Source organism: Nocardiopsis sediminis (assembly GCF_042650565.1).
Lineage (GTDB): Bacteria > Actinomycetota > Actinomycetes > Streptosporangiales > Streptosporangiaceae > Nocardiopsis_B > Nocardiopsis_B sediminis.
This window is the reverse complement of sequence record NZ_JBHSBH010000003.1, coordinates 258,516-280,005: the sequence shown is the minus strand read 5'-3', so window position 1 is coordinate 280,005 and position 21,490 is coordinate 258,516. Positions and strand designations below refer to the sequence as shown.

Annotated in this window: 17 protein-coding genes and 1 tRNA gene; 7 read left to right on the top strand and 11 right to left on the bottom strand. The window is 72.0% G+C overall.

From position 1 onward, the window contains the following. Positions 1 to 9 precede the first annotated feature (9 nt). Positions 10 to 2,670: a protein translocase subunit SecD gene (gene secD, locus ACFOVU_RS02635; protein WP_378529643.1), complete on the top strand. Its 2,661-nt coding sequence runs from the start codon at positions 10 to 12 to the stop codon at positions 2,668 to 2,670. Positions 2,671 to 2,743: 73 nt separating this feature from the next. Here secD and rsmI read toward each other — a convergent pair whose 3' ends face one another. Beyond that, positions 2,744 to 3,604 carry a 16S rRNA (cytidine(1402)-2'-O)-methyltransferase gene (gene rsmI, locus ACFOVU_RS02630; protein ID WP_378529642.1) on the bottom strand — a complete coding sequence of 287 codons (861 nt, stop codon included), beginning with the start codon at positions 3,602 to 3,604 and terminating at the stop codon, positions 2,744 to 2,746. Between the two features lie 96 nt (positions 3,605 to 3,700). Here rsmI and ACFOVU_RS02625 point away from each other — a divergent pair, with 96 nt between their 5' ends. Then, positions 3,701 to 5,338 carry a dolichyl-phosphate-mannose--protein mannosyltransferase gene (locus ACFOVU_RS02625; RefSeq protein WP_378529641.1) on the top strand — a complete coding sequence of 546 codons (1,638 nt, stop codon included), beginning with the start codon at positions 3,701 to 3,703 and terminating at the stop codon, positions 5,336 to 5,338. A 323-nt stretch (positions 5,339 to 5,661) separates the two neighbouring features. Further along, positions 5,662 to 5,865 carry a cold-shock protein gene (locus ACFOVU_RS02620; RefSeq protein ID WP_378529640.1) on the top strand — a complete coding sequence of 68 codons (204 nt, stop codon included), beginning with the start codon at positions 5,662 to 5,664 and terminating at the stop codon, positions 5,863 to 5,865. Positions 5,866 to 5,947: 82 nt separating this feature from the next. On the opposite strand, the gene ACFOVU_RS02615 is transcribed toward ACFOVU_RS02620, so the two are convergent. Next, positions 5,948 to 6,823 (bottom strand): ion transporter, encoded by an 876-nt coding sequence (locus tag ACFOVU_RS02615; RefSeq protein ID WP_378529639.1) that lies wholly within the window; start codon positions 6,821 to 6,823, stop codon positions 5,948 to 5,950. Between the two features lie 205 nt (positions 6,824 to 7,028). Here ACFOVU_RS02615 and ACFOVU_RS02610 point away from each other — a divergent pair, with 205 nt between their 5' ends. Together ACFOVU_RS02610 and ACFOVU_RS02605 are read left to right on the top strand one after the other, a co-directional pair. After that, on the top strand, positions 7,029 to 7,850 hold the full coding sequence (locus ACFOVU_RS02610) for a phosphatase PAP2 family protein (RefSeq protein ID WP_378529638.1): 822 nt from the start codon (positions 7,029 to 7,031) through the stop codon (positions 7,848 to 7,850). A gap of 52 nt (positions 7,851 to 7,902) precedes the next feature. Continuing rightward, positions 7,903 to 8,226, top strand: a complete 324-nt coding sequence (locus ACFOVU_RS02605; protein ID WP_378529637.1) for a sec-independent translocase — start codon at positions 7,903 to 7,905, stop codon at positions 8,224 to 8,226. 114 nt (positions 8,227 to 8,340) lie between these two features. Here the strand turns inward: ACFOVU_RS02605 and ACFOVU_RS02600 are convergent, their stop codons facing one another. The 3 genes from ACFOVU_RS02600 to ACFOVU_RS02590 all read right to left on the bottom strand — a co-directional run bounded on the left by ACFOVU_RS02600 (position 8,341) and on the right by ACFOVU_RS02590 (position 14,024). After that, positions 8,341 to 8,889, bottom strand: coding sequence for a hypothetical protein (locus ACFOVU_RS02600; RefSeq protein ID WP_378529636.1), 549 nt, complete (start codon positions 8,887 to 8,889; stop codon positions 8,341 to 8,343). A gap of 116 nt (positions 8,890 to 9,005) precedes the next feature. Beyond that, on the bottom strand, positions 9,006 to 10,913 hold the full coding sequence (locus ACFOVU_RS02595; protein ID WP_378529635.1) for an endonuclease/exonuclease/phosphatase family protein: 1,908 nt from the start codon (positions 10,911 to 10,913) through the stop codon (positions 9,006 to 9,008). A 1,251-nt stretch (positions 10,914 to 12,164) separates the two neighbouring features. Further along, positions 12,165 to 14,024: a C69 family dipeptidase gene (locus tag ACFOVU_RS02590; RefSeq protein ID WP_378529634.1), complete on the bottom strand. Its 1,860-nt coding sequence runs from the start codon at positions 14,022 to 14,024 to the stop codon at positions 12,165 to 12,167. A gap of 332 nt (positions 14,025 to 14,356) precedes the next feature. Here ACFOVU_RS02590 and ACFOVU_RS02585 point away from each other — a divergent pair, with 332 nt between their 5' ends. Next, positions 14,357 to 16,309 carry a serine hydrolase domain-containing protein gene (locus tag ACFOVU_RS02585; protein ID WP_378529633.1) on the top strand — a complete coding sequence of 651 codons (1,953 nt, stop codon included), beginning with the start codon at positions 14,357 to 14,359 and terminating at the stop codon, positions 16,307 to 16,309. 224 nt (positions 16,310 to 16,533) lie between these two features. Further along, positions 16,534 to 16,773, top strand: a complete 240-nt coding sequence (locus ACFOVU_RS02580) for a hypothetical protein (protein ID WP_378529632.1) — start codon at positions 16,534 to 16,536, stop codon at positions 16,771 to 16,773. Between the two features lie 58 nt (positions 16,774 to 16,831). On the opposite strand, the gene ACFOVU_RS02575 is transcribed toward ACFOVU_RS02580, so the two are convergent. From ACFOVU_RS02575 to glp, 6 genes are all read right to left on the bottom strand, one after another. Further along, a tRNA-Ala gene (locus ACFOVU_RS02575) sits at positions 16,832 to 16,905 on the bottom strand. Between the two features lie 60 nt (positions 16,906 to 16,965). Continuing rightward, positions 16,966 to 17,742 (bottom strand): divisome protein SepX/GlpR, encoded by a 777-nt coding sequence (gene sepX / locus ACFOVU_RS02570; RefSeq protein ID WP_378529631.1) that lies wholly within the window; start codon positions 17,740 to 17,742, stop codon positions 16,966 to 16,968. Between the two features lie 487 nt (positions 17,743 to 18,229). Further along, positions 18,230 to 18,892: a GNAT family N-acetyltransferase gene (locus tag ACFOVU_RS02565; protein WP_378529630.1), complete on the bottom strand. Its 663-nt coding sequence runs from the start codon at positions 18,890 to 18,892 to the stop codon at positions 18,230 to 18,232. A 139-nt stretch (positions 18,893 to 19,031) separates the two neighbouring features. Next, on the bottom strand, positions 19,032 to 19,568 hold the full coding sequence (locus ACFOVU_RS02560; RefSeq protein WP_378529629.1) for a MogA/MoaB family molybdenum cofactor biosynthesis protein: 537 nt from the start codon (positions 19,566 to 19,568) through the stop codon (positions 19,032 to 19,034). Then, entirely contained in the window at positions 19,565 to 20,053 is a 489-nt protein-coding gene (gene moaC, locus ACFOVU_RS02555) for a cyclic pyranopterin monophosphate synthase MoaC (protein ID WP_378529628.1), read from the bottom strand. Before moaC ends, ACFOVU_RS02560 begins: the two co-directional genes overlap by 4 nt. A gap of 119 nt (positions 20,054 to 20,172) precedes the next feature. Further along, complete coding sequence (gene glp, locus ACFOVU_RS02550; RefSeq protein WP_378529627.1) at positions 20,173 to 21,405, bottom strand: molybdotransferase-like divisome protein Glp; 1,233 nt, start codon at positions 21,403 to 21,405, stop codon at positions 20,173 to 20,175. Positions 21,406 to 21,490: the final 85 nt, after the last annotated feature.

The window sequence follows — 21,490 nt, the reverse complement described above, 5'->3', positions numbered from 1 at the left end:
TTCGATCCATTGTCCAATCAGTCGGGAGCGGGGCCACGCTGGCTGCGCGGCATCATCTCCCTGATCATCGTGGTCGCCGCATTCGGCGCCGCGTGGTTCATACCGCCGCACCTGGGGCTCGACCTCAGCGGCGGCACCCAGATCGTCTTGGAGACCCAGGACGGCGATGACGGCACCGAGGCCAACGCCGAGAACACCGACCAGGTCATCGAGGTGCTGCGCCAGCGCATCGACAGCCTGGGCGTGAGCGAGGCGACGATGTCGCGCTCGGGCTCCGACCGCATCATCGTCGAGCTGCCGGGCGTCCAGGACCCCACCGAGGCGGCCGAGATCCTCGGCCAGACGGCGCAGCTCACCTTCCACCCCGTCCTCGGCGTCCAGCCGGCGCAGGGCAGCGGGGTGCAGGCGCCGATGCCCGGCGACAGCGCCAACGCGCCCGCCGACGCCTCGGGCGGCTCCGGAACCACCGCCGACGAGTCGCGTGCGCCCGCTGACGGCTCCGGCAGCGGCGGGGACTCCGGAGGCGGCGACTCCGGAGGCTCCGGCACGCCGTCCGAAGAAGAGCTCCAGCAGATGCTCCAGGGCCAGATGCCCGGCGGCGCGGGCGGCGGCCAGCCCGCCGAGAACCCCGACGACGTCGAGCTGACGCTGCCCGACGACCAGGGCCAGCAGCTCCAGCTGGGCGCCGCCGCCATCCAGGGCGACCAGGTCTCCAGCGCCGACGCGGTACTGGACCAGACCACCAACACCCAGTGGCAGGTCAACGTCGGTTTCCGCGGTGCGGGAACGGACAACTGGGCCCAACTCACCGGCCAGGCCGCCTGCAACCAGCCCGGCGACCCGACCCGGCGCATCGCGATCGTCCTGGACGACCAGATCATCTCCTCGCCCGAGGTCAACCAGGACACCGCCTGCGACGTCGGCCAGACCGGCGGCCAGACCACCATCACCAGCCAGACCTTCGACCAGGCGAGCGCCCAGGAGCTGGCCGTGCTGATCGAGGGCGGCTCGCTGCCGCTGCCCGTCACGGAGATCCAGCGCCAGACGGTCGGCCCCACCCTGGGTGAGGACGCGATCCAGGCCAGCTTCATCGCCGGCGCGGTCGGCATCCTGCTGACCGGGCTCTACATCTGCGTGGCCTACCGCCTGGTCGGCTTCCTGGCGTCGGTGGCCCTGGCGTGCTACACGCTGATCGCCTACGCGTCGCTGGTGGCGCTGGGGGCGACGCTCACCCTGCCCGGCCTCGCCGGGTTCGTGCTCGCGATCGGCATGGCGATCGACGCCAACGTGCTGATCTTCGAACGGGCCAGGGAGGAGTACCAGCACCAGGAGAAGGTCTACGCCGCCAACAAGTCGGCGGGGCTGGTCGACGCCACCGAGGCGGAGTCCGCTCAGGCGGAGGCGGGCGTGCTGTCGCGGCGCCGCCGCAGGGCCATCCCGCCCAACCTCCAGAAGGCGTTCGTCCAGGGGTCGCAGAAGGCGTGGAGCGCCGTCATCGACACCAACATCACGACGCTCATCGCCGCGGCGCTGCTGTTCTTCTTCGCCTCCGGCAACGTCCAGGGCTTCGGCGTCACGCTGGGGCTGGGCACGCTGGCCTCCATGGTCTCCGCGCTGGTCATCGCGCGCGTGTTCGTGGAGTGGGCGGTGCGCCGCAAGGCCGTCCGCAAGCGGCCCGCGATCTCGGGCATCTCCAAGATCAGCTCGGTGCGCGCCTGGCTGATCAAGCGCGACCCCGACCTGATGAAGCGCGGCAACCTGTGGCTGGGCATCGCCGGCGCCGTCGTCGTCGTGGCCGTCCTCGGCATGTTCGTGCGCCCGCCGAACTTCGGCGTGGAGTTCACGGGCGGCCGGGTCATGGACTTCACGACCCAGGAGTCCATCAGCGTGACCGAGGCGCGGCAGGCGGTCGAGGACGCCGGGTTCGGCACCGCGGTCGTCCAGGAGTCCGGCGACGGCGACGTCTCGGTGCGCACGGGCCCCATCTCCGACGCCGAGGCCCAGGAGATCCAGGTCGCCCTGGACGACCGGGCGGGCGGGGCCGAACGGGTCTCCGACGAGCTGATCGGCCCGAGCATGGGCGACGAGCTGCGCAACCGGGCGCTCATCGCCCTGGCCGCGGCGCTGGCCTTGCAGATGGTCTATCTCGCCTGGCGGTTCCGCTGGTCCTTCGGCCTGTCGACCATCATTGCGCTGGCGTTCGACCTGGTCGTGGTCATCGGCCTGTTCTGCTGGCTGGGCAAGCCGATCGACGGCGTGTTCCTCGCGGCGCTGCTGAGTGTGGTGGGCTTCTCGGTCAACGACTCGGTGGTGGTGTTCGACCGGGTCCGCGACGAATGGGCGCACGACCCGAAGTCGAAGTTCCCCAGGATCACCAACTCGGCGATCCTGCACACCCTGCCGCGTACGGTGAACACCACCATCGGGGGGATCTTCATCCTGGCCACGCTCGCGATCTTCGGTGGGTCGTCGCTGACCGACTTCTCCATCGCGATGCTCGTGGGCCTGATCTCCGGCATGCTCTCGACGATCTTCGTCGGCTCGCCGCTGGCGATCTGGTTGCAGAAGTGGGACAAGACCCCGCCGCCGCACGTGATCAAGGAGAAGAAGACCAAGCAGCGCAAGGAGCTGCGCACCGCCCGCGAGCAGACGGACGGTGCAGTGGTGTAACCACTCCGAAGAGAATCAAAAGAACACAGCAGCGGGGCGCCCACGGCGCCCCGCTGCGCTTCTTGGGGGGTGCTCAGCGGTGCACGGCGTCGTAGACCTCGCGCTTGGGCACCCCCAGCTCGCGGGCGATCTCCTGGACCGCCTGCTTGCGGGGCACCCCCGTCTCCTCGCGGTCGGCCACCGCGGCGGCGAGGTCGGCGGGATCCCGGCTGACGGCGGCGGGTGCGGCCCCGGCGACCACGACGGTGATCTCGCCGCGCACCTCGCCCTGCGCCCACTCGGCGAGATCGGAGAGCGGCCCGCGCCGCACCTCCTCGTAGGTCTTGGTGAGCTCTCGGCAGACCGCGGCCCGCCGATCGGGTCCGAACGCCTCGGCCATGGCGGCGAGCGTGGCCCCGAGGCGGTGCGGGCTCTCGAAGAACACCATGGTGCGCCGCTCGCCGGCGAGTTCGGCGAAGCGGCCGGCGAGTCCCTTTCGCGGCGGGAAGCCCTCGAAGCAGAACCGGTCGGTGGGCAGCCCCGAGAGCACGAGCGCCGTGGTGACCGCGGTCGGGCCGGGAACGGCGGTCACCCGTACCCCGGCCTCGGCGGCGGCGCTGACCAGGCGGTATCCGGGGTCCGACACCCCCGGCATGCCGGCGTCGGTCACGACGAGGACGTCGTGCCCGGCCAGCAGGTCGTCCAGGAGTTCCTTGGCCCGGCGGGTCTCGTTGGCGTCGTGGTAGGAGACGATCCGGGCCCCGGACTCCCCGCCGAGCCTGACCCCGACGCGGGCGGCGAACTGGCGCAGTCTCCGGGTATCCTCTGCCGCAATGATCCCCGCGCGGCCCAGTGCGTCGAGCAGCCGCGGGGGCGCGTCGTCGCGGTGCCCGATAGGCAGCCCCGCGAGCGTGAGCGTCCCGGATCCGCCGGATTCCGTGGCTGCTGCCGTCACTTTCCACCCGTTCCCTAGACGCTACGGTGGGCTGTACCCCGCCAGCGGCCGACGGCCCGGCGTACCACCCATCTCCGACCAACTCTAAGAGCCGAGATGACGACCACCGCACTCCCCGCCGCCCCAGCACAGCCCCCGACCTCGTCGGCCTCCGTCCGCGACCGCCTGGTCCCGCCGACCCCGGGGCCGGCCTGGGCCGGCTGGCTCGGCGCGGTGCTGGTGGCCGCCTTCGCGGGGGTGCTGCGGTTCATCCGGCTCGGCAGCCCGCCGGAGATCTACTTCGACGAGACCTACTACGCCAAGAACGCGCTGTCGATCTGGATCTACGGCTACGAGCACGAGACCATCGAGAACGCCGACGCGATGCTCGCCAACGGCAACGACTCCATCTTCACCGGAGGCGCCGATTTCGTGGTGCACCCGCCGCTGAGCAAGTGGCTCATCGGGCTCGGCGACTGGGTGTGGGGGGTGCTGCCGTTCGGCGAGGCGGTGAGCCCGGTGGGCTGGCGGCTGGCCGCGGCCGTGTTCGGCACCCTGTCGGTGCTGCTGCTGGTGCGCATCGCCACGCGGATGACCCGGTCGTGGCTGCTCGGCTGCACGGCGGGGCTGATCATGGCGCTCGACGGCCTGCACTTCACGCTGAGCCGCATCGCGATGGTCGACGTCTTCCTGATGTTCTTCATCCTCGCGGGGTTCGGCTGCCTGGTGGTCGACCGCGACCGGGCACGGGCCCGGCTGGCGGGGCTCACCGAGAGCGGGGCGGCGGCCGCCGGGTGGCTCGGGATGCGCTGGTGGCGCATCGGGGCCGGGCTCTGCCTGGGCCTGGCGATGGGCACCAAGTGGTCCGCGCTGTGGTACCTGGCGGCGTTCGGTCTGCTCACGGTCGCCTGGGACTACGGCGCGCGGCGCAGCGCGGGACAGCGCAAGGTGGCGCTGCGCTGGCTGGGCTACGACGCCGTCCCGGCGTTCTTCCAGACGGTGGGGGTGGCCGCGGTCACCTACCTGGCCACGTGGACCGGCTGGTTCGCCACCTCGGGCGGCTACGACCGCCAGTGGGGGGCGCAGAACACGCCGGGGGCGCTGGCGCAGCTGCCCGACCAGCTCCTGGGGCCGGTCAACGCGCTGATCAGCCTGGCGCACTACCACATGCAGGTGCTCAACTTCCACAGCGACCTGTCGAAGCCGCACGACTACGCCTCCACGCCGTGGGAATGGCTGATCATGCGCACCCCCGTGGCGTTCTACTACAACGGCGAGGAGACCACCTGCGGGGCCGACCGCTGCTCCAGCACGGTGCTGAGCATCGGCACCCCGGCCGTGTGGTGGCTGTCGCTGCTCGCGCTGGTGGTGATGTTCGGCTGGTGGATCACCCACCGCGACTGGCGGGCGGGGGCGGTGCTGCTCGGGGTGGCCGCGGGCTGGCTGCCGTGGCTGGCCTACCCCGAGCGCACGATGTTCGTGTTCTACGCGCTGCCGATGCTGCCGTTCCTGGCGCTGGCGATCACGCTGATGCTGGGGCGGGCGCTGGGCCCCGCTGAGGACAGCCCCGATTACGTGCTCATGCGCCGGCTGGTCGGCGGGGTCGCCTTCGGCGTGGTGATGCTGCTCATCATCGCCAACTTCGCCTACCTGTACCCCGTCCTCAGCGCCGAGACGATCCCCTATGACCAATGGGCCCAGCGCATGTGGTTCGAGACCTGGATCTACGGCAACGGCGGCCCCTCCACCGGCTGAGCCGGCCGCGGCCATGGGCCCGCCGCGACACGCCCATGGCCGCGAATCCACTAGTCCTGATTGGCGGAAAAATCAACCGGAACAGCGCATCGGAATGCCCCGTTTTCCGCCGCTGATTTTCGTCCCGAAAAGGCTCGGCAACGCCCGTATACGGCTGGTAGTGTTCTGCACCGGTTGCGGATGTGGTTTCCATGGATGCCTAGGGCGCCTCGCGGAACTTCACGTGGGCGCTTGTCGTTTGGGCGGGAACTCCCGGGGACGGGCGCTCGGCAACCCGGGACCAGCAGGGTGCGGTTCCGTTGTAGTCCCCAAAGGGAGAGCAGATGGCTCAGGGCACCGTGAAGTGGTTCAACTCTGAGAAGGGTTTCGGGTTCATCGCCGTTGAAGGCGGCGGCCCGGACGTGTTCGTTCACTACTCGGCGATCGCGGGTACCGGCTTCCGGAACCTGGAAGAGGACCAGCAGGTCGAGTTCGAGATCACCCAGGGTCCGAAGGGCCCTCAGGCGTCCAACGTGCGTGGGCTCTGACGTCGCCTGAATTCTTTTCTCGGCCCTTCGCTCGGTTGCGAGCGAAGGGCTGTTCGCTTCCCGGCGCCTTCCGGCGCCCCGCTCACTCCGGCCGGCCCGCGGCCTCCTTCTCGGAACCGGCGCCGCCTCCGGGCACCCCGCCCAGCTCGCGGACCTGGTCGCTGAGCCGCGCCACCTGCTCGGCCAGCGCGTCGATCCGCATGAGGACCGCCTCGTGCTGGCGCAGTTCGAGCTGCTGGTCCTCCTCCCACCGCTCGGCGCCGAACTCCTCCTCCATCGTCGTGACGATCACCCCGATGATCAGGTTGAGCACGATGAACGCGCTGATGACGATGAAAACGACGAAGTACAGCCACGCGTAGGGCGCTTCACCCGTGACCGAATCGGAGATATCCGGCCAGTTCTCCGTGGTCAGGAGCATGAACAGGGTGTAGAGCGTCGTCCCCAGGTCGCCGAAGTACTCCGGGGAGATGTCCTCGAACAGCTTCTCGCCCAGGACCGCCGACGTGTACATGATCACGAACAGCACGCCGATCACGGCGCCCAGGCCCGGCAGCGAGCGGAAGAGCGCGTTGACGATCCCCCGCATCTGCGGGACCACGCTGATCAGCCGGAGCAGGCGCAGGATGCGCAGCAGCCGCAGCACCGAGAACCCGTTGGTCGACGGGATCAGCGCAACCCCCACGACCATCAGGTCGAACCAGTTCCAGGGGTCGCGGAAGAACGTCCAGCCGCGCGCCCACAGCTTGAGGGACAGCTCGACGACGAAGAAAGCGACGAACGCATGCTCGGCGAGCCTGAAGTACGCCTCCAGGTGGCCGAACCTGTCCTGGTAGGTCTCCATCCCCAGGGACACCCCGTTGAGGACGATCACCAGGATGACCGCGTTCTGGAACCACCGCGCGTCGACCAGCCGGCCGACGTGGTCGCGCAGGGTCGGTGTCGTCTGTTCGGCCAATGCCTCTCCCTCTGCGATGGGCCACAAGATGGACCACAAGCCCGGCGTACCGGCGGTTTCCGGGCCTGGGCCCGGGCCGCCACCACCCTAACCGGCGGCCCTGGAGCGCCATGCGGGTGTGTCCGCCTACGGTCACGCGGTGTGCGCCACTAGGCTGTCCCGGTTCACCGGCGGACAGGGCTGACAGTGGGGGCGGTCGGAGGGGTTGGGGATCGGCAGGACCGCACCGCGCGGGGGACGGCGGGGGCAGGGCCGGCGGCCCTGGGCCCACGCGGCGGCGTTCGCCGTGGCGTGCGCGGTGCTCGCCCTCGTCACCGCCGACGCCGTCGCAGGCGGGCCGCTGAGCGCCGCCGACGCCCCGGTGCACGCCTTCGCCGACCGCCACCGGCCCGGGGGCGCCGCAGAGGCGGCGGCCGTCTGGGCGGCGCGGCTGGGCCAGCGGTGGGTCACCATCCCGCTGCTGGCGGCCGCGGGGGTGTGGGCGCTGGTCCGGCGGCGCGATCCGCGTCCGCTGCTGGCCGCGGGGGCCGGGCTGGCCGCTCTCGCGGTGGCGGGCACGCTGCTGAAGGTCTTCGTGGGCCGGACCCCGCCGATCACCGGGGTGGACCTGGCCGATCCCGGGCTGGCCAACGTCGCCGAGTACCTGGCCGTGCGCACGGGCCTGGCCGCGGGGCCCTACGACGGCTTCGTCTCCCACCCCTCGGGGCACGCGGCCAACGCGGCGCTGAGCTACCCGTTGCTGGCCTGGCTGGTGTTCGGGGCCCGCGGGGCGCACCCGTCGCCCCGGGCCCTGCACCGTGCCCTGGCGGCCGCGGCTGTGCCGGTCCTGGGGGTGGCGGCCATGGTGGTCCTCCTCGACTACCACTGGGTGAGCGAGGCCGTGACGGGGATCGCACTCGGGGCCGCGGTCCTGGCGCCGACCCTGCTGATCCTGCGCCCTTTTTCCGGTTCGTCCGCCCTTGCGTACACGGAGGATTCGGGCAAAATCCTCCCCTCCGCTGTGCCCGGGGGATCTTCCAGGGGCTAATCTGCTAAGTGGCCGTGACGACCACCACGAGGGCCACCGAAGGGGTTGGGGCATGTTCAACATTGGGGCGGGCGAATTCATCGTCCTCGGTGTGCTCGCGCTCCTCATCTTCGGCCCCGACCAGCTGCCCAAGGCGGCGGCCCAGCTCGGGCGGGTCCTGCGGCAGCTGCGCCGCATGGCCGACAGCGCCAAGAGCGACATCCAGCAGGGGCTGGGGCCGGAGTTCAAGGACTTCGACGTCCAGGACCTCAACCCCAAGCGCTTCGTGCAGAAGCACTTCTGGGAATCCGACAACGACGACGAGGCCGACGCCTACCGCCGCCCGGTCTCCCAGCTCAACGGCAAGCGCCCGCCGTTCGACTCCGAGGCGACCTGAGCGGCGAGCCGCCGAACGAGCGGAGGCGGCGCTGCCCACGGCCGCAGGCCCGACTTGCGGGGCCGTTGGAGCGGAGTGAGAAGGCGAGCGCTCCCGGAAGGCACCGTCGAACTCTCACCCGAACAGCATCACGACGAACAGCGCCAGGCCGATCACCACGACCGACCCCACCAGCACCGCCGGCGATGCCACGGTGGCGACCAGCAGCTCGGCCGCCACGGTGCCGCACACGGCGGCCGCGGGCCAGGGCCAGCGGGGCGTGGGCGGCCAGTCGTTGCGCTGCTCGCGGTAGGCCGTGGCGAGCCCCGCTGTGGCGACCGCTGTCCAGAAGACCACGTGGCCCCAGGCCCGCGTCCCGGCAGGGATGTAGTCGGCTGCGCTGCCGGTGTACATGACGAACAGCGCTGTCAGCGTGATGAGCCGCCAGTGGCCGCCGCGGCCGCGCATGTCGGGGATCGCCTTCACCCGTGCCGGGCTGTCGCGGCGGAACCGCTCGGCCGCAACGGGCGGCGGGTCCGGCGGCGCCGGAGCGGGCGGTTGCGGGGGCGGAACGGGGGCCTCGGGGTAGTGGTAGCCGCCAGGGGCCTGCTCACCAATGGGGTACTCCCGCCCGGAGGGTTCCTCCGGGGGCTCCGGGCGCGGGTGGTCCGGGAACTCGGGCACGGTCCTCGACACCTTCTTTGATCGCACGGGTACACCGGGACCTTTACCCGTGCGCGCCCCGCGGAACCGTTCCGCAGCGGGGCCGGACGCCTATCGCGCCCGGCCCCGCGGACGGGTCAGCGGCGGCCGGGACGGCCGTAGTGGGCCTCCTCGCGCGCGTCGGTCCCGCGCGACCCGCTCAGCGGGCGGAACCGCAGGATCTGCGGGTCGTGGTCGCTGGCACGGTCGTGGAACTCGGCGTTGATGCGCACGATCTCGTAGCCCGTGCGCCCGCTGAGCCGGGGGGCGACGAGCATGTGGTCCAGCGCCTGGGAGTTGCCGTCGAACAGGTAGTTGTACCGCTCGCCCTCGGGCAGGTCGAGCATCGGGTTGTACAGCCCGCCGTCGCCGGTGAGGACCTCCAGGGTCCGCGAGAACGAGAAGTCGTTCAGGTCGCCGGCGACCACCACGTTGGCGGCGGGGTCGGCGTCGAGGACCTCGTCGGCGAACGCCCGCACGAGCCCGGCCTGCGCGTTGCGCTGGACCTCGGAGGCGCGTTCGGGCGGCTGGGCGAGGCCGTGCAGCGGCTGGTCGCCGCCCTTGGACGTGAAGTGGTTGGTCACGACCACCACGGTGCGGCCCTCGAACTCGAACTCCCCGGCCAGCGGCTTGCGGCTGTCGAGCCAGGCGTCGTCGCCGGGCTCGATGCGGCCCGGTGAGACGCTGAGCGCCGCGCGCCCGCCGTCGCCCTCCACCACCTCGACCGGCGTCGTGGCGTCACCGCCCGGGCGGTCGACGAAGGAGACGCTCTCGGGGTCGAACAGGAAGGCGTTGCGGATATTGCCGCCGGGCTGCCCGCCGTCGGCGTTGTTCTCGGGGTCGATCTGGCGCCATTCGTAGTCCGGGCCGCCGGCCGCGGCCACGGCTTCGGCCAGCCGGTCCAGGGTGCGGCCGGCCGTCACCGTCCCGTCGTCGGTGGGGCCGTTGTCGTCCTGGATCTCTTCCAGGGCCACGATGTCGGGGGCGCCGAGGCCGTCGGCGATGCCCTCGGCCAGCCGGTCGAACGCGGCCTGATCGGAGGCGGCCGAGAGGTTCTCGACGTTGTAGGTGGCCACGGACAGCTCCCCGTCGCGCGGCTCGGCCGCCGTGCCGCGGGGCAAGCCGTTGTCGACGTGCTCGCCCATGGTGGTGGCCTTGACCACGTACCCGCCGTACCTGCCGTAGTAGAGCGGGCCCTCGGTCACACCGGCGAGCTCGTCGCCGACATCGGCCTGGGGAAAGGGCGCCTGGTCTCGGGGGAGCAGCGACTCGATCTTGAGGCGTCCGCTGTTGGGGTCGGCGTAGGAGCCGTAGGCGGTGCCTCCGCGGGGGGTGGGGTTGTGGCCCGGCTCGGTGGTGACCCACAGCGCGGCGTAGGGGTCGGTGGGGCCGACCACCCGGGCGTCCTCGATGCGGACCCGCATGTGCTCGCCGGCCGCCCAGAAGTCCAGCGCGTAGGTATCGGGCTCCAGGGGCAGGTCGCCGATGTCGCCGCCTTCGGGCGCGTAGGCCTCGGGCACGGTGCCGGGGGCGAGGCCGACGGCCTCGGGCAGGTCCCGGCCACCGCCGAGGACGGTCCACGACGCATCGCCGAGCTGGGTGATGGTCTGGAGGCCCGCGCCGGGACTGTACTCGGCGACGGTCCCGGAGACCAGTACCTCGTCGCCGGCCTCGACATCGGGGGTGCTGGATCCGGTGAAGACGAACAGCCCTTCGCTGGTGCGGGGGTCGTCGTCGCCTTCGGGGTCCTGGAACCAGAAGCCGCGGGCGGAGCCGTAGGGGTTGACCGCTGTCACGATGCCGGGCAGGTCGGCCACGGCCCGGCCGGCGTGGGGCGAGGTCCGCGTCGTTCCCTGGACATCGTGGATGCGCAGCTCACCGGGTTCGGCGGGGACGGGGTCGGCGGCAGCGGGGGCCGCAGCGGATGCGGTGACGAGCGATGCGCCGAGCGCGAGCGCCGTGGCGGCGCCGGCGGTCCGGCGCCCGCGTCTGTGTGAGAGGGCCACCCTCTCCTCCACTTCGTGTCGGGGTGGCCTCATCGTGCCCGTTGTGCATGACGGAACGGAATACCCGTTGCGAAGTCGGAACGACCACTACGTCGCAGGGATGGTCAACGGGAGGAGGAGAGGGGACGGGGCGGGGCCCGCATGACGGACCCCGGCCCAGGGGCATGGGCCGGGGTCCTCAGGGAACAGCGGTCCGGCTTGTGGCAGGACCGGCGCCGGTGGCTCGGGCGCCTACTGCCAGGTCCATCCGCCGTCGGACACGGGCGCCTCGGCCGCGGCCGGGAATGCCATCCCCAGCACCGCCGCGACCGAGATCGCCGCTATGGCACAGATCTTCTTGAGCACAGCGAACCTTTCCGTCGATACTTCATCCATCCCCGTCTTATAAGATGACCTATCGGTCACTCTCGACACAAGCCCCAGACCCGAATATTAGCGATGTTTCGTACCATTGTTTGCCTGCGGCGGAAAAATCCGGACGCACGAAAAGACGCCCTCATCGACCACCCCGTTAAGTGGGGTGGCGACCCAGCGTCAACTGGCAGAACAGCCGTTGGCACGCATCACGGCAATCGGCCTGCGCCGCAGTTTTCCGAGGAGCGAAAAGCGTCGCTCTTCGCAGTCGCCGGGGCCATCCGCCGGCTCCCCCGCGCCGCCGCTATCCGCGCGTGACCCCGAAGTTCCCGTTCATTCCCACTCCATCACCAGGGACATCGGAGGCATTGCGAAAGTGTGACTCCGCGGTGTGTTTGACGTGAACAATTCCCACACCGCCGCACGACTCACCCTCCGTGACCGATAGAGGAGCAGGGGACCTTCCGGGAACACCGGGCCGCACGCACGCCCCCAGGGGCGGTGCCCGACGGCCATTGACGCACGCGCCCGCCGGGCAATTCTTCAGGGCTCCACGCTGCATCGCCGAACCCTTTCCAGTATGGCAGGCGCACCACCCCGGTGAATACAGAGTGCGGGAGCCGGTGCGGTGGCGCGGCCATTTCCCCGGCTGCGCACGGGCGATGGTGCACTCCCTGCGGAGAATTCCCGCACCACACCATTGCGACCGGTCACGGATCCGCGACACAGGGTCCCGCCCGGACGCCCCTGCACCCACCGAAGGATGACTCACGGTGATCCTACATAAGCGGGACGAATCCGCCGTGAAGCGGAGGCTCCGCGTGGCGCGGTCCGGGGGCCCCGGCGGGCGCCGGGACCCCAGGACCGCACTGCTCGGCGCGCGCGGAGCGCCTCGCATCAGGCGGAGCCGGTGTCCCGGCGCCGCAGCCAGACCGCGCCGCCCGCGCCGATCAGCAGGCCCGCGGCGACACCGCCCAGCCCCCACGCCCATGAGCCCCCGGGGCCCGGGGCGGCGCCGACCCGGAAGTCCGGGACCGCATCGGGGTCGCCGTAGGTGCCCTGCCGGTCGACCGTCGAGCCGTCGGCCCAGCCGTTGCCCATGTCGCAGTTCACCCGGTCGCGGGCGGAGACCACGTTCTCCCCGCCCAGGCTCATGTCCAGGCTCTCGGACCGGGCGGTCACGCCCTCGCTGTGCTCTTCATCGGGCATCCGGATGCCCCACTCGTCCTTGGTGCGCTGCTCCACGTCGTCGACCAGGTGGTCCCCCAGGTCGAGCGCGTCCATGGCGCGGTCGCCGCTGAACTCCGTGAGCGCGGCCCGCGCGGCGGCGTCGTCACCCGCCTCGTAGGCGTCGAGCGCCTCGGCCTCGACGGCGCCGATGTCCTCCAGCGTCTGGGCCTCGAAGCCCTCGAACACGTCGGTGACCTCGCCCAGGAACTCCTCGGGATGCTCGCAGGTGTAGTACATCAGCCGCTTGAACGTGCGCACCGGGTAGCGCGTGGCCTCCAGGTGGGCGTAGTCGGGGTCGATGTAGTTGGCGGCCGAGCCTGAGGTGAGGTACCGGTGCTGGCTGTACTCGGGCGGCACCGCGTCGGCTCCGATGTGCCAGGGGATGTAGGGGGCGGTGACGGCGGCGGTCGGCGCCACCCACAGGGTCGCGAGGTCGGGGTGGGGCAGGTCGTCCCGGAGCTCGGCGACCTGCCCGTAGCCGGAGCGGTCGTCGGACCAGCGGGGGTCGCGGACCATGCGCAGCATGTCCTCCAGCCGCATGGGGGCCATCTCGCGGAGCTCGTCCTCCAGCCGCGGCGGGTAGCGGAAGGGCGCGTCCTCGTCGTCCCCGGGCGGCCCCGGGAACGGGGTGCCGTAGACCTCCTGGAGGTCCATGGTGTCCTGGCCTTCGGCGTCGAACCAGCCCTGCTCCTCGGCGAAGGACACGAGGTTGTCCGACCCCATGAAGTCGGAGTCGTCGTCGGCGAAGTCGACCGGGAAGTCCTGGATGTAGCCGGGGTAGGACACGCGGACGTCGTCGGGCCCCAGCCGCTCGGCCGCCCACAGGCCCTCGCCGCCGGCGAACTCCACGAGGACCCAGCCCTCGTTCTCATCCGCGAACAGGTGGGAGTTGCCCCCGTACGTCGTGTAGCCGTACTCGTCGATCAGCCCGCCGACGATCTCGACCGCCTCGCGGGCGGTGGTGGCGCGCTCCATGGCGATGCGCGACAGGTCGCTGTACTGCGGGCCCTCCTGCGGCGTGGGGGTCATCTCCACGAGTTCCTCGCGCGAGTCCGACCAGATGTCGCGCGCGGCGACCTGGTGCTCGTTGAGGCCGCCGTTGGTCAGCGGGGCGGGGAAGCCGGCGAACTCCGAGTAGTTCATGGTGATGTACTTGGCGGTCTCGGCGACCTGCGGGATCTCGGTGAGGCGGCCCGGGATGTCGGCCTCTCCGGTCGCGCCGACCTGGATGGTGGACCCCTCGGGGTGCTCCTGGCGGTCGACGATCTCCAGCCAGTGGCTCGACGGCTCGTGGCCGAACCCGCCGATCAGCACCGAGCCGTCGTCGGTCAGGTTCTTGCCGACGTAGAAGCCGATGCTCTTGTCGGAGTTGGCGGGGCCCGGGTCCGGCGCGGGCTTGGCACCCGCGGGGGCCGGCGGGGCGGGGTCGGCGCCGGCGGAGGTTCCGGCGCCGGCGGGGGCGACGGGGGCGAGCGCCACCACCACGGCGAGCCCGGCCGCCGTTGCGGACGTGCGGAGGAGGGACACGTGCTCTCCAGTTGTCGTGGATCCGGGGGCGGATCCGGAATGTGCGGGACGGTGTAGCGCGGGACCGCCAAGAAAATCACGCAAAACCCGACAAACCCCACGCAACGACGCCGATCATGCCCCCGAGCAGGGGATCCACACCTTTACGCCGCCCTTGCCCGCGTGACCTCCCTTACCCGGCGGCCGGCGCCCCGGGGGTGTAGCGGGCACCACCGCCGGGGTGCCGTGCGCTCCCGCGCGAAGGTGTCGGCCGCTGGCGTGTGGCCGGAGGGGGCCCGCTCATAGCGTTCTCGGCATCGGAAACGCCCCCTTATCCAGAGGAGCCCACCCCCATGAGATCCCCGCTCCGGCCGCTCCGCCTGCTCGTCAGCGCGGGTGTGAGCGCCACCCTCTCCCTCGGCCTCGCCGCCGGTGCCGCCCCCGCCATCGCCGACACCGGGGCGGCCGCCGAGCCGGCGCCGGTGTCGGAGCAGGCCGTGCGCGCGTTCCTCGACGAGCGCGTCCCCGCGCTGCTGGAGGAGTTCGACACCCCGGGCGCCGTGGTGTCGGTCTCCGACGGCCCGGCCACCCTGTTCCAGCAGGGCTACGGCGTCACCGACCTCGAATCGCAGGAGCCGGTGTCGGCCGAGGACACCTCCTTCCCCGTCGCCTCCGTCTCGAAGTCCTTCACGGCGGTCGCCATGCTCCAGCTGGTCGAGCAGGGCGAGATCGACCTGGACACCGACGTCAACGAATACCTGCCCGAGGACGTCCGGGTCCCCGACACCTTCCCCGGCCGCCCCATCACCCCGCACCACCTCCTCACCCACACCGCGGGGTTCGAGGAGGCCGTCGGCGGCATGATGCCCGCGGAGGGCGAACCCGTCAGCCCCCTCCGCGACTATGTCGGCGACCACGTGCCGGAGCGCGTCGAGCCGCCCGGCCGCTTCGTCGCCTACTCCAACTACGGGACCGCCATGGCCGGCCTCATCGTGGAGGAGGTCTCCGGGCAGGACTTCATGGCCTACGCCCAGGAGCACGTGTTCGGCCCGCTCGGCATGGAGCGATCGGGCTTCGCAACGACGGACGCGGCCGCCGAGCGCTTCGACGTCCCGAACCTGCACCGCTACCCCGGGCGAAACGAGGTCCAGCCGCCCGAACCGCTCAACGTGATCCCGGCCGGCGGCGGCTACGCCACGGCCGCCGACATGACCCGCTTCATGGGCGCGCTCCTCGGCGGCGGGGAGCTCGACGGGACCCGCATCCTCTCCACCGAGAGCACCGAGCTGATGCTGGGGCACCGGGCCGGCAACCACGACGAGCTCGCCGGCTCCGGGTACGGCACCTGGGAGCGGCACCTCGACCCCGTCCGGGTGGTCGGCCACAGCGGCGACATCGGCGGCGGCCACTCCGAGTACGCGCTGGTGCCCGGCGCGGACCTGGGCATCTTCGTCAGCGTCAACAGCGACGGCTCCGGGACCGACATCCTGAACGACCTGCGGACGACCATCGTCACCGAGTTCCTGGAGGAGTTCGCCGGCACCGCGGCCGCCGGGCCCGCGGCCATGGCGGCCATGGACGGCGGCTCCCTCGACCGGCTCGCCGGCGTCTACGTCACCACGCGGACCGGGCAGAACGACCCCGGCGCCCTCAAGACCGCCATGGACCAGGTCACCGTGACCGCCCAGAGGGACGGCACCCTGCGGACCACCTCCCCGATGCTGCCCGGAGCCACGTGGACGCCGGTCGGCAAGGGCGTGTTCGAGAACGAGGACGGCGACCGCCTGGCCTTCATGGAGGAGGACGGCGAGGTCATCGGGCTGAGCATGGACGCCCTCGCCAGCCAGGGCTACAAGCGCGTCGACACCCTCGCCGACCCGCTGCTGCACGTCATGGTGGCGATGGGCGCGCTGCTGGTCGTCGCGACCGTGGTGGCCTGGCCGGTGACCGCGCTGGTGCGGACCGTGCGCCGCGGCGACGCCGCCCCCTACCGGGGCGCGGCCCGGATCAGCCGGCTCGGCGCGGCCCTGACCGGGCTGATCTGCGTGGGCTTCGTCGGCTTCCTCGTCTACGCGATGTCGGGCAGCGGGCTGCTGGAGACCCTGCTGTTCACGTCGTCGCCGGCGCTGACCGTGCCGCTCGCGGTCGCGGGGGCGCTCACCGCGGGGCTGCTCGTGGCGGCCGTCGCCGCCTGGGCACGCAGGTGGTGGAGCCTCTCCGGCCGCCTGCACTACACGCTGGTGGCGCTGGCCGCGGCGGTCTTCGTCGGGATCGCCGGCTACTACAACCTGGTGTGGCTGCCCTGAGGGGAGGCCGACGCGTGATCAGGGGGCCGGGGACCACCCGGCCCCTTCGCCGTGCCCCCTCGCCGTCTCCTCGCGCGGTGGACGGGACCGATGTCGAGGGTTCGCGAATCCCCGATTCGCCGGGGCATTCCGGTGTTTCGGGTCGGCCAGGGCCCTAAGATCACATAACCCGCGGAACGGACATCGGGTCCGGGCAGGGACCGACCACGCGAAGGAGCCAACCCATGGGACTGTTCGACAACCTGAAGCCCAAGGTGCCGGAGAACCCGACCCCGGGATCCGAGGCGGCGAGCCAGCTGTCCGGGCAGGACCTCACGAGGGCCGCCACCGACGGCCCCCGTGGCGGCCTGCAAAAGGCCGTGGAGAACGCCAGCCAGTCGGGCGGCGACAACATCGCCAAGACCAATGGGAGAAGGCCGGGCCAGGGCTTCCGGCAGGTCCGCCGAAACGCATCCGGCCGCTGAAGGCCTGGGCATGGAAAAGGGCCCATTCCCGAACCGGGAATGGGCCCTTCATCCGGGGTGGAGCTGAGGGGATTTGAACCCCTGACCCCCTCGATGCGAACGAGGTGCGCTACCGGACTGCGCTACAGCCCCTGAAGATGCATTCAGCCTAGCAGCATCCGCTGCATGGTCCGAACGCTTTACGGGGCGGTATCAGTCGCCCGCGGCGCGCTGCTGGGCGTCGGTGTACTGGTCGTAGACCTGGTCGGTGCGGGCCATGAACTCGAGGATCTGGGCCTCGCGGGCGGCCTCGTCGGCCGCCCGCTGGGCGCGGATCCGGGCCCTGCGGCGGCGGGCGCGCTCCAGCTCGGCCGCGCGCCTCTCGGCGTCGGCCTTGGCCGCCTCGCGCAGCAGCGCGAGGTGCCCCAGGAGCAGGACCACCGGCGGGGCCAGCACCCACCACGGGCCCAGGCCCGCTGCGACGGCCACGGCCGTGGCAGCGAACAGCGCCACGAGGCCGGTGGTGCGCCGGCGGCGCCGGGCGATGACCCGGGCGCGCCCGGCGGGCGGCCGGGGCGGCAGCCCTTCCTCGCGCATGGCCACCGGGTCGCCCTCGTGGTCCTCGTCGTGATCGCCGTCGCCGGGCGCGCCATCGAGGCCGCCGGGCAGCTCGTCGCGGCGCAGGACGACGGTCCGGTCCGGGTCGTCGTCGTGGCCGTCCCGGGCCCGGGGGACCCCGGCCGTGCCGTCGCCCGCGTCCTCGGCGCCGTCCGCGGCGTCGTCGGCCGATGCCACGGGGTGGCGGCCGACGGCTCCGTCGTCGGCCTCGTCCTCGCCGTCGAGGGTGTCGAAGGCGTCGGGGTCGTCGTCGGCCTCGCGGTCGGCGCGGCGGATCTGGGCGGAGTCGGCCGGGTCACGGCGCAGGAGCATGGGCACCAGGACGATCAGCCACACCACGACGATGGCGAGGTACAGGGGAGCGCTGCTCATGACCCCTCCTCGCACCGCCGATCACCGAACACCTTCCGACGCTCCGGCAATGCGGCGGCCCGCAGATGGCCCATGCCGGGTGGCGAACCGTCGGCGGCTCGCCCCGAGGTCACGACCCGGTGTCGGAACCGTTCGTCGTGCCGCTCGTCATTCGCAGTCCCCCATGCGCCATATGTACGTGTGGCCGGCATCGTTGGTACGTCTACATTCCGCACCGTACGACCGGGTGTCCGTAAATGCGCAGTATTCGGGCCGGAGTGTCGCGAGATTACAGTCTTTCCTCTTCTCGGGTCGACCCCTTATGTCCTGGATTCGCGGGCCACGTCACCATCACAGCACGCAACAAAAGGCAACGCGGAGTCACCTTCCGTGTTCTTCTTCGAGCCCGGCTCGATCCCGGGTATCGGCGATTATCCCGTGACCGACGGCATCCCGGCAGCGGTTTTGCGTCGTTGCCCCGACCGGAACCCGGAGACAGGGGACCGGATCACGGCCGCTCCTGCTGCGGCGCACCATCAGAAAAGGGGCCGGAACCGGACACGTCGTCACGCCGGCGCCGCCACCGCGCGAGCAACCCACCGGGGACGTCCTCGGTGGTGATCGCGTAGCAGAGGTGGTCGCGCCAGGCGCCGTCGATGTGGAGCTGCCGCTTGCGCAGCCCTTCTTCACGGAACCCGAGCTTTTCGGCCACGCGCCTGCTGGCCCGGTTCTCGGGCCGGATGCTCGCCTCGATCCGGTGCAGTCCCACGGTGAAGAAGGAATGGTCGACGGCGAGCGCCACGGCCGTGGGGGTGACCCCCCGTCCAGCGTAGGCCCTGTCGATCCAATAACCGACCTGAGCGGAACGTGCTGAGCCCCACACGATCGCACTCACCGTGAGCTGGCCGGCGAACACCCCGTTGTAGGTGACGGCCCACGGCATGGAGAGCCCGTGCCGTGCCTCGGCGCGGATGGCCTGGAGCATGGCGATGTAGGGCGTGAGACTGGCGGTCTGCAACGGCATCTCGGGGTGCGTGGGCTCCCACGGGCGCAGCCAGTCGGCGTTGCGTACCCGGGTCTCGCGCAGTGCCACGGCATCGCGCAGGCGCAGGGGACGCAGCCCGACCGGCCCTTCGGCAAGGGTGACCGGCCAGCCGCGTATGCGATTCACTTTGCGTCCCTCCGACACCGCGGGCACCGCGGGCACCGCGGGCGCCCGGGAACCGAGTGTTCGTACCTTGGGAAACAATCGGTGCATGAGTCGTCTCCCGGGGTGTATGACCCAGTATTCCACCCCGGGGGCGGCTCCGTCAGGGAAGCGGGCGCGGGTGGTCGCCGCCGCGCATCTGATCGATGGCGTGGGCGAGGATCGGGCCCAGGACCGCAAGGCCGTCGCGCACGCCGCCGCTCGACCCGGGAAGGTTGACCACGAGCATGCGGTGGTCCCCCCGCTCGGCCACGCCCGCCAGCCCGCGGGAGAGCACCGCCGTCGGCACGCCCTTCTCCCGGCCGGCCGCGCGCAGCGCTTCGGCGATGCCGGGGATCTCGTAGGCGAGCAGCGGCCGGGTGGCCTCGGGCGTCGCGTCCTGCGGGGTCAGGCCCGTTCCGCCCGTGGTGAGGGCGGCGTCGAACCCCTCGTCGAGCGCCCGCGTGAGGGCCCGGGTGACGGGGGCACCGTCGGGGACCACCCACGGGCCCTCCGCGGCGAAGCCGGGGCGCCCGGCGAGGTCGCCGCTGATGACGGGGCCCGACCGGTCCTCGTACACGCCCGCTGCGGCACGGTTGGAGACGGTGATCACGGCGATCCGGTAGCGCGCGGGGACGCCGTCCCCGTCCCCCGCTCTCACGACGCCCTCCGCCAGTGGCCGGTCTTGCCCCCCGTCTTCTCCTCCACCCGGACATCGGTCACGACCGCCTCCGGGTCGAGGGCCTTCACCATGTCCACCAGCCCCAGAGCGGCGGTCATGACGCTGGTCAGCGCCTCCATCTCCACGCCGGTGCGGTCGGCGGTGCGCACGGTGGCGCTGATGGCGACGCCGTCGTCGCCCACCTCCAGCGCGACGTCGACCCCGTGCACGGCGATCGGGTGGCACAGCGGGACCAGGTCGGGCGTGCGCTTGGCCCCCTGGATGCCGGCCAGCCGCGCGACCGCCAGCGCGTCGCCCTTGGGGACCTCTCCCCCGCGCAGGGCGGCGACGGCGCCGGCCGAGAGCAGGACGCGGCCGGTCGCGGTCGCGGTGCGGGCGGTGACCTCCTTGGCCGACACGTCGACCATGCGGGCCGCGCCCGAGGAGTCCAGGTGGGTGAACCCGGAACGGTGGGATTCGGTCATGGGTGGTGGGGCTTTCTCCCGGGCTGCCGGCGCGGGGCCGCTGTCGGTTCCGACGCTACGCCCCCTGCGCGGCCCACCGGAACGGCGCCCGGCCGCGGCGCAGGCCCGCCCCGGTGGCCTCAGTCGAGAGCGGGCAACCGGACCACCTCGGCCACGCTCCCGGCGTCCAGGGCGGTGGCGGATTCGGGCACGACGATGAGCGCGTCGGTCTCGGCCAGAGCGGAGAGCTGGTGGGAGCCCTGCCGCACCGCCGGCTCGGCCGAGTAGGCCACCCCCTCGGCGCCGCCGTCGTAGGACAGGACCGCCCGCAGGTAGGAGCGCCGCCCCTCGGGGGAGGTGACGGGCGCGGTCAGCCGGGCGCGCACCGTGGGCAGCGGTTCGGCCGGCAGCCCCCGCAGGCGGCGCAGGGCCGGGCGGACGAACAGGTGGAAGGAGACGAAGGAGCTGACCGGGTTGCCCGGCAGGGTGATGATCGGGGTCCGCGACGCGCCCAGGGTGCCGGCGCCCTGGGGCATGCCGGGCTGGACGGCGACCTTGTCGAAGTCCACCGTGCCCAGCCGGGACAGCACCTCCTTGACGACGTCGTAGGCGCCCATGCTGACCCCTCCGGTGGTGACGACGATGTCGGCCTGGGAGAGGACGTCGTCGAGGGTCTCCAGGACGGTCGCCGCGTCGTCGCCGATGAAGCCCCGGCGGTAGGCGGCGCAACCGGCGTCGGTGGCCGCCGCGGTGAGCATGAAGCTGTTGGACTCCCAGATCTGGCCGGGTCCGATCGCGGATCCGGGCTCCACCAGCTCCTCGCCGGTCGAGAGCACCACGACCCGCGGGCGCGGGTGCACGCGGACCGCCTTGCGCCCCACGGCCGCCAGGACCGCGAGTTCGGCCGCGCCCAGGCGCACGCCCGAGCGCAGGACGGTGGTCCCCTTCTCCACGTCCTCACCGGAGCGGCGCACGGCGTTGCCCTCGCGCACGGGGCGCCCGATGGCGACGGAGGCCTGCCCGCCGTCGGTCCATTCGACCGGGACGACGGCGTCGGCGCCCGTGGGCATGGGTGCGCCGGTCATGATGCGGGCGCAGTAGCCGGACCGGATGGCCAGGGCCGAGGCGTCCCCGGCGGGGATGTCGGCGACCACCGGCAGCCGGACGGGGCGCTCCGCCGAGGCGCCGGCGAGGTCGGCGGCCACCACCGCGTAGCCGTCCATGGAGGAGTTGTCGAAGCCCGGGAGCGACACCGGGGAGGCGACCGGCTCGGCGAGAACGGCGCCGTGGGCGCGGAGCAGGTCCAGCTCGATCGGTTCCAGGGGTTCGACCAGTCGCAGAACGTCCGAGATGTGCTGTTCGACGGTCTTCATCCGTGTTCCCTCACCCGTTGTCGGCGCGGTGCGCCCTGCGAGGCACCGCTGTGGCTTCGCTGACTGCCGGAACACCGTGGCCGGT

Coding starts and splice junctions, on each gene's coding strand:
- ACFOVU_RS02625 (WP_378529641.1), top strand. CDS start 3,701: ATGACGACCACCGCACTCCCCGCCGCCCCAGCACAGCCCCCGACCTCG.
- ACFOVU_RS02620 (WP_378529640.1), top strand. CDS start 5,662: ATGGCTCAGGGCACCGTGAAGTGGTTCAACTCTGAGAAGGGTTTCGGG.
- ACFOVU_RS02605 (WP_378529637.1), top strand. CDS start 7,903: ATGTTCAACATTGGGGCGGGCGAATTCATCGTCCTCGGTGTGCTCGCG.
- ACFOVU_RS02585 (WP_378529633.1), top strand. CDS start 14,357: ATGAGATCCCCGCTCCGGCCGCTCCGCCTGCTCGTCAGCGCGGGTGTG.
- ACFOVU_RS02580 (WP_378529632.1), top strand. CDS start 16,534: ATGGGACTGTTCGACAACCTGAAGCCCAAGGTGCCGGAGAACCCGACC.
- sepX (WP_378529631.1), bottom strand. CDS start 17,742: ATGAGCAGCGCTCCCCTGTACCTCGCCATCGTCGTGGTGTGGCTGATC.
- moaC (WP_378529628.1), bottom strand. CDS start 20,053: ATGACCGAATCCCACCGTTCCGGGTTCACCCACCTGGACTCCTCGGGC.
- glp (WP_378529627.1), bottom strand. CDS start 21,405: ATGAAGACCGTCGAACAGCACATCTCGGACGTTCTGCGACTGGTCGAA.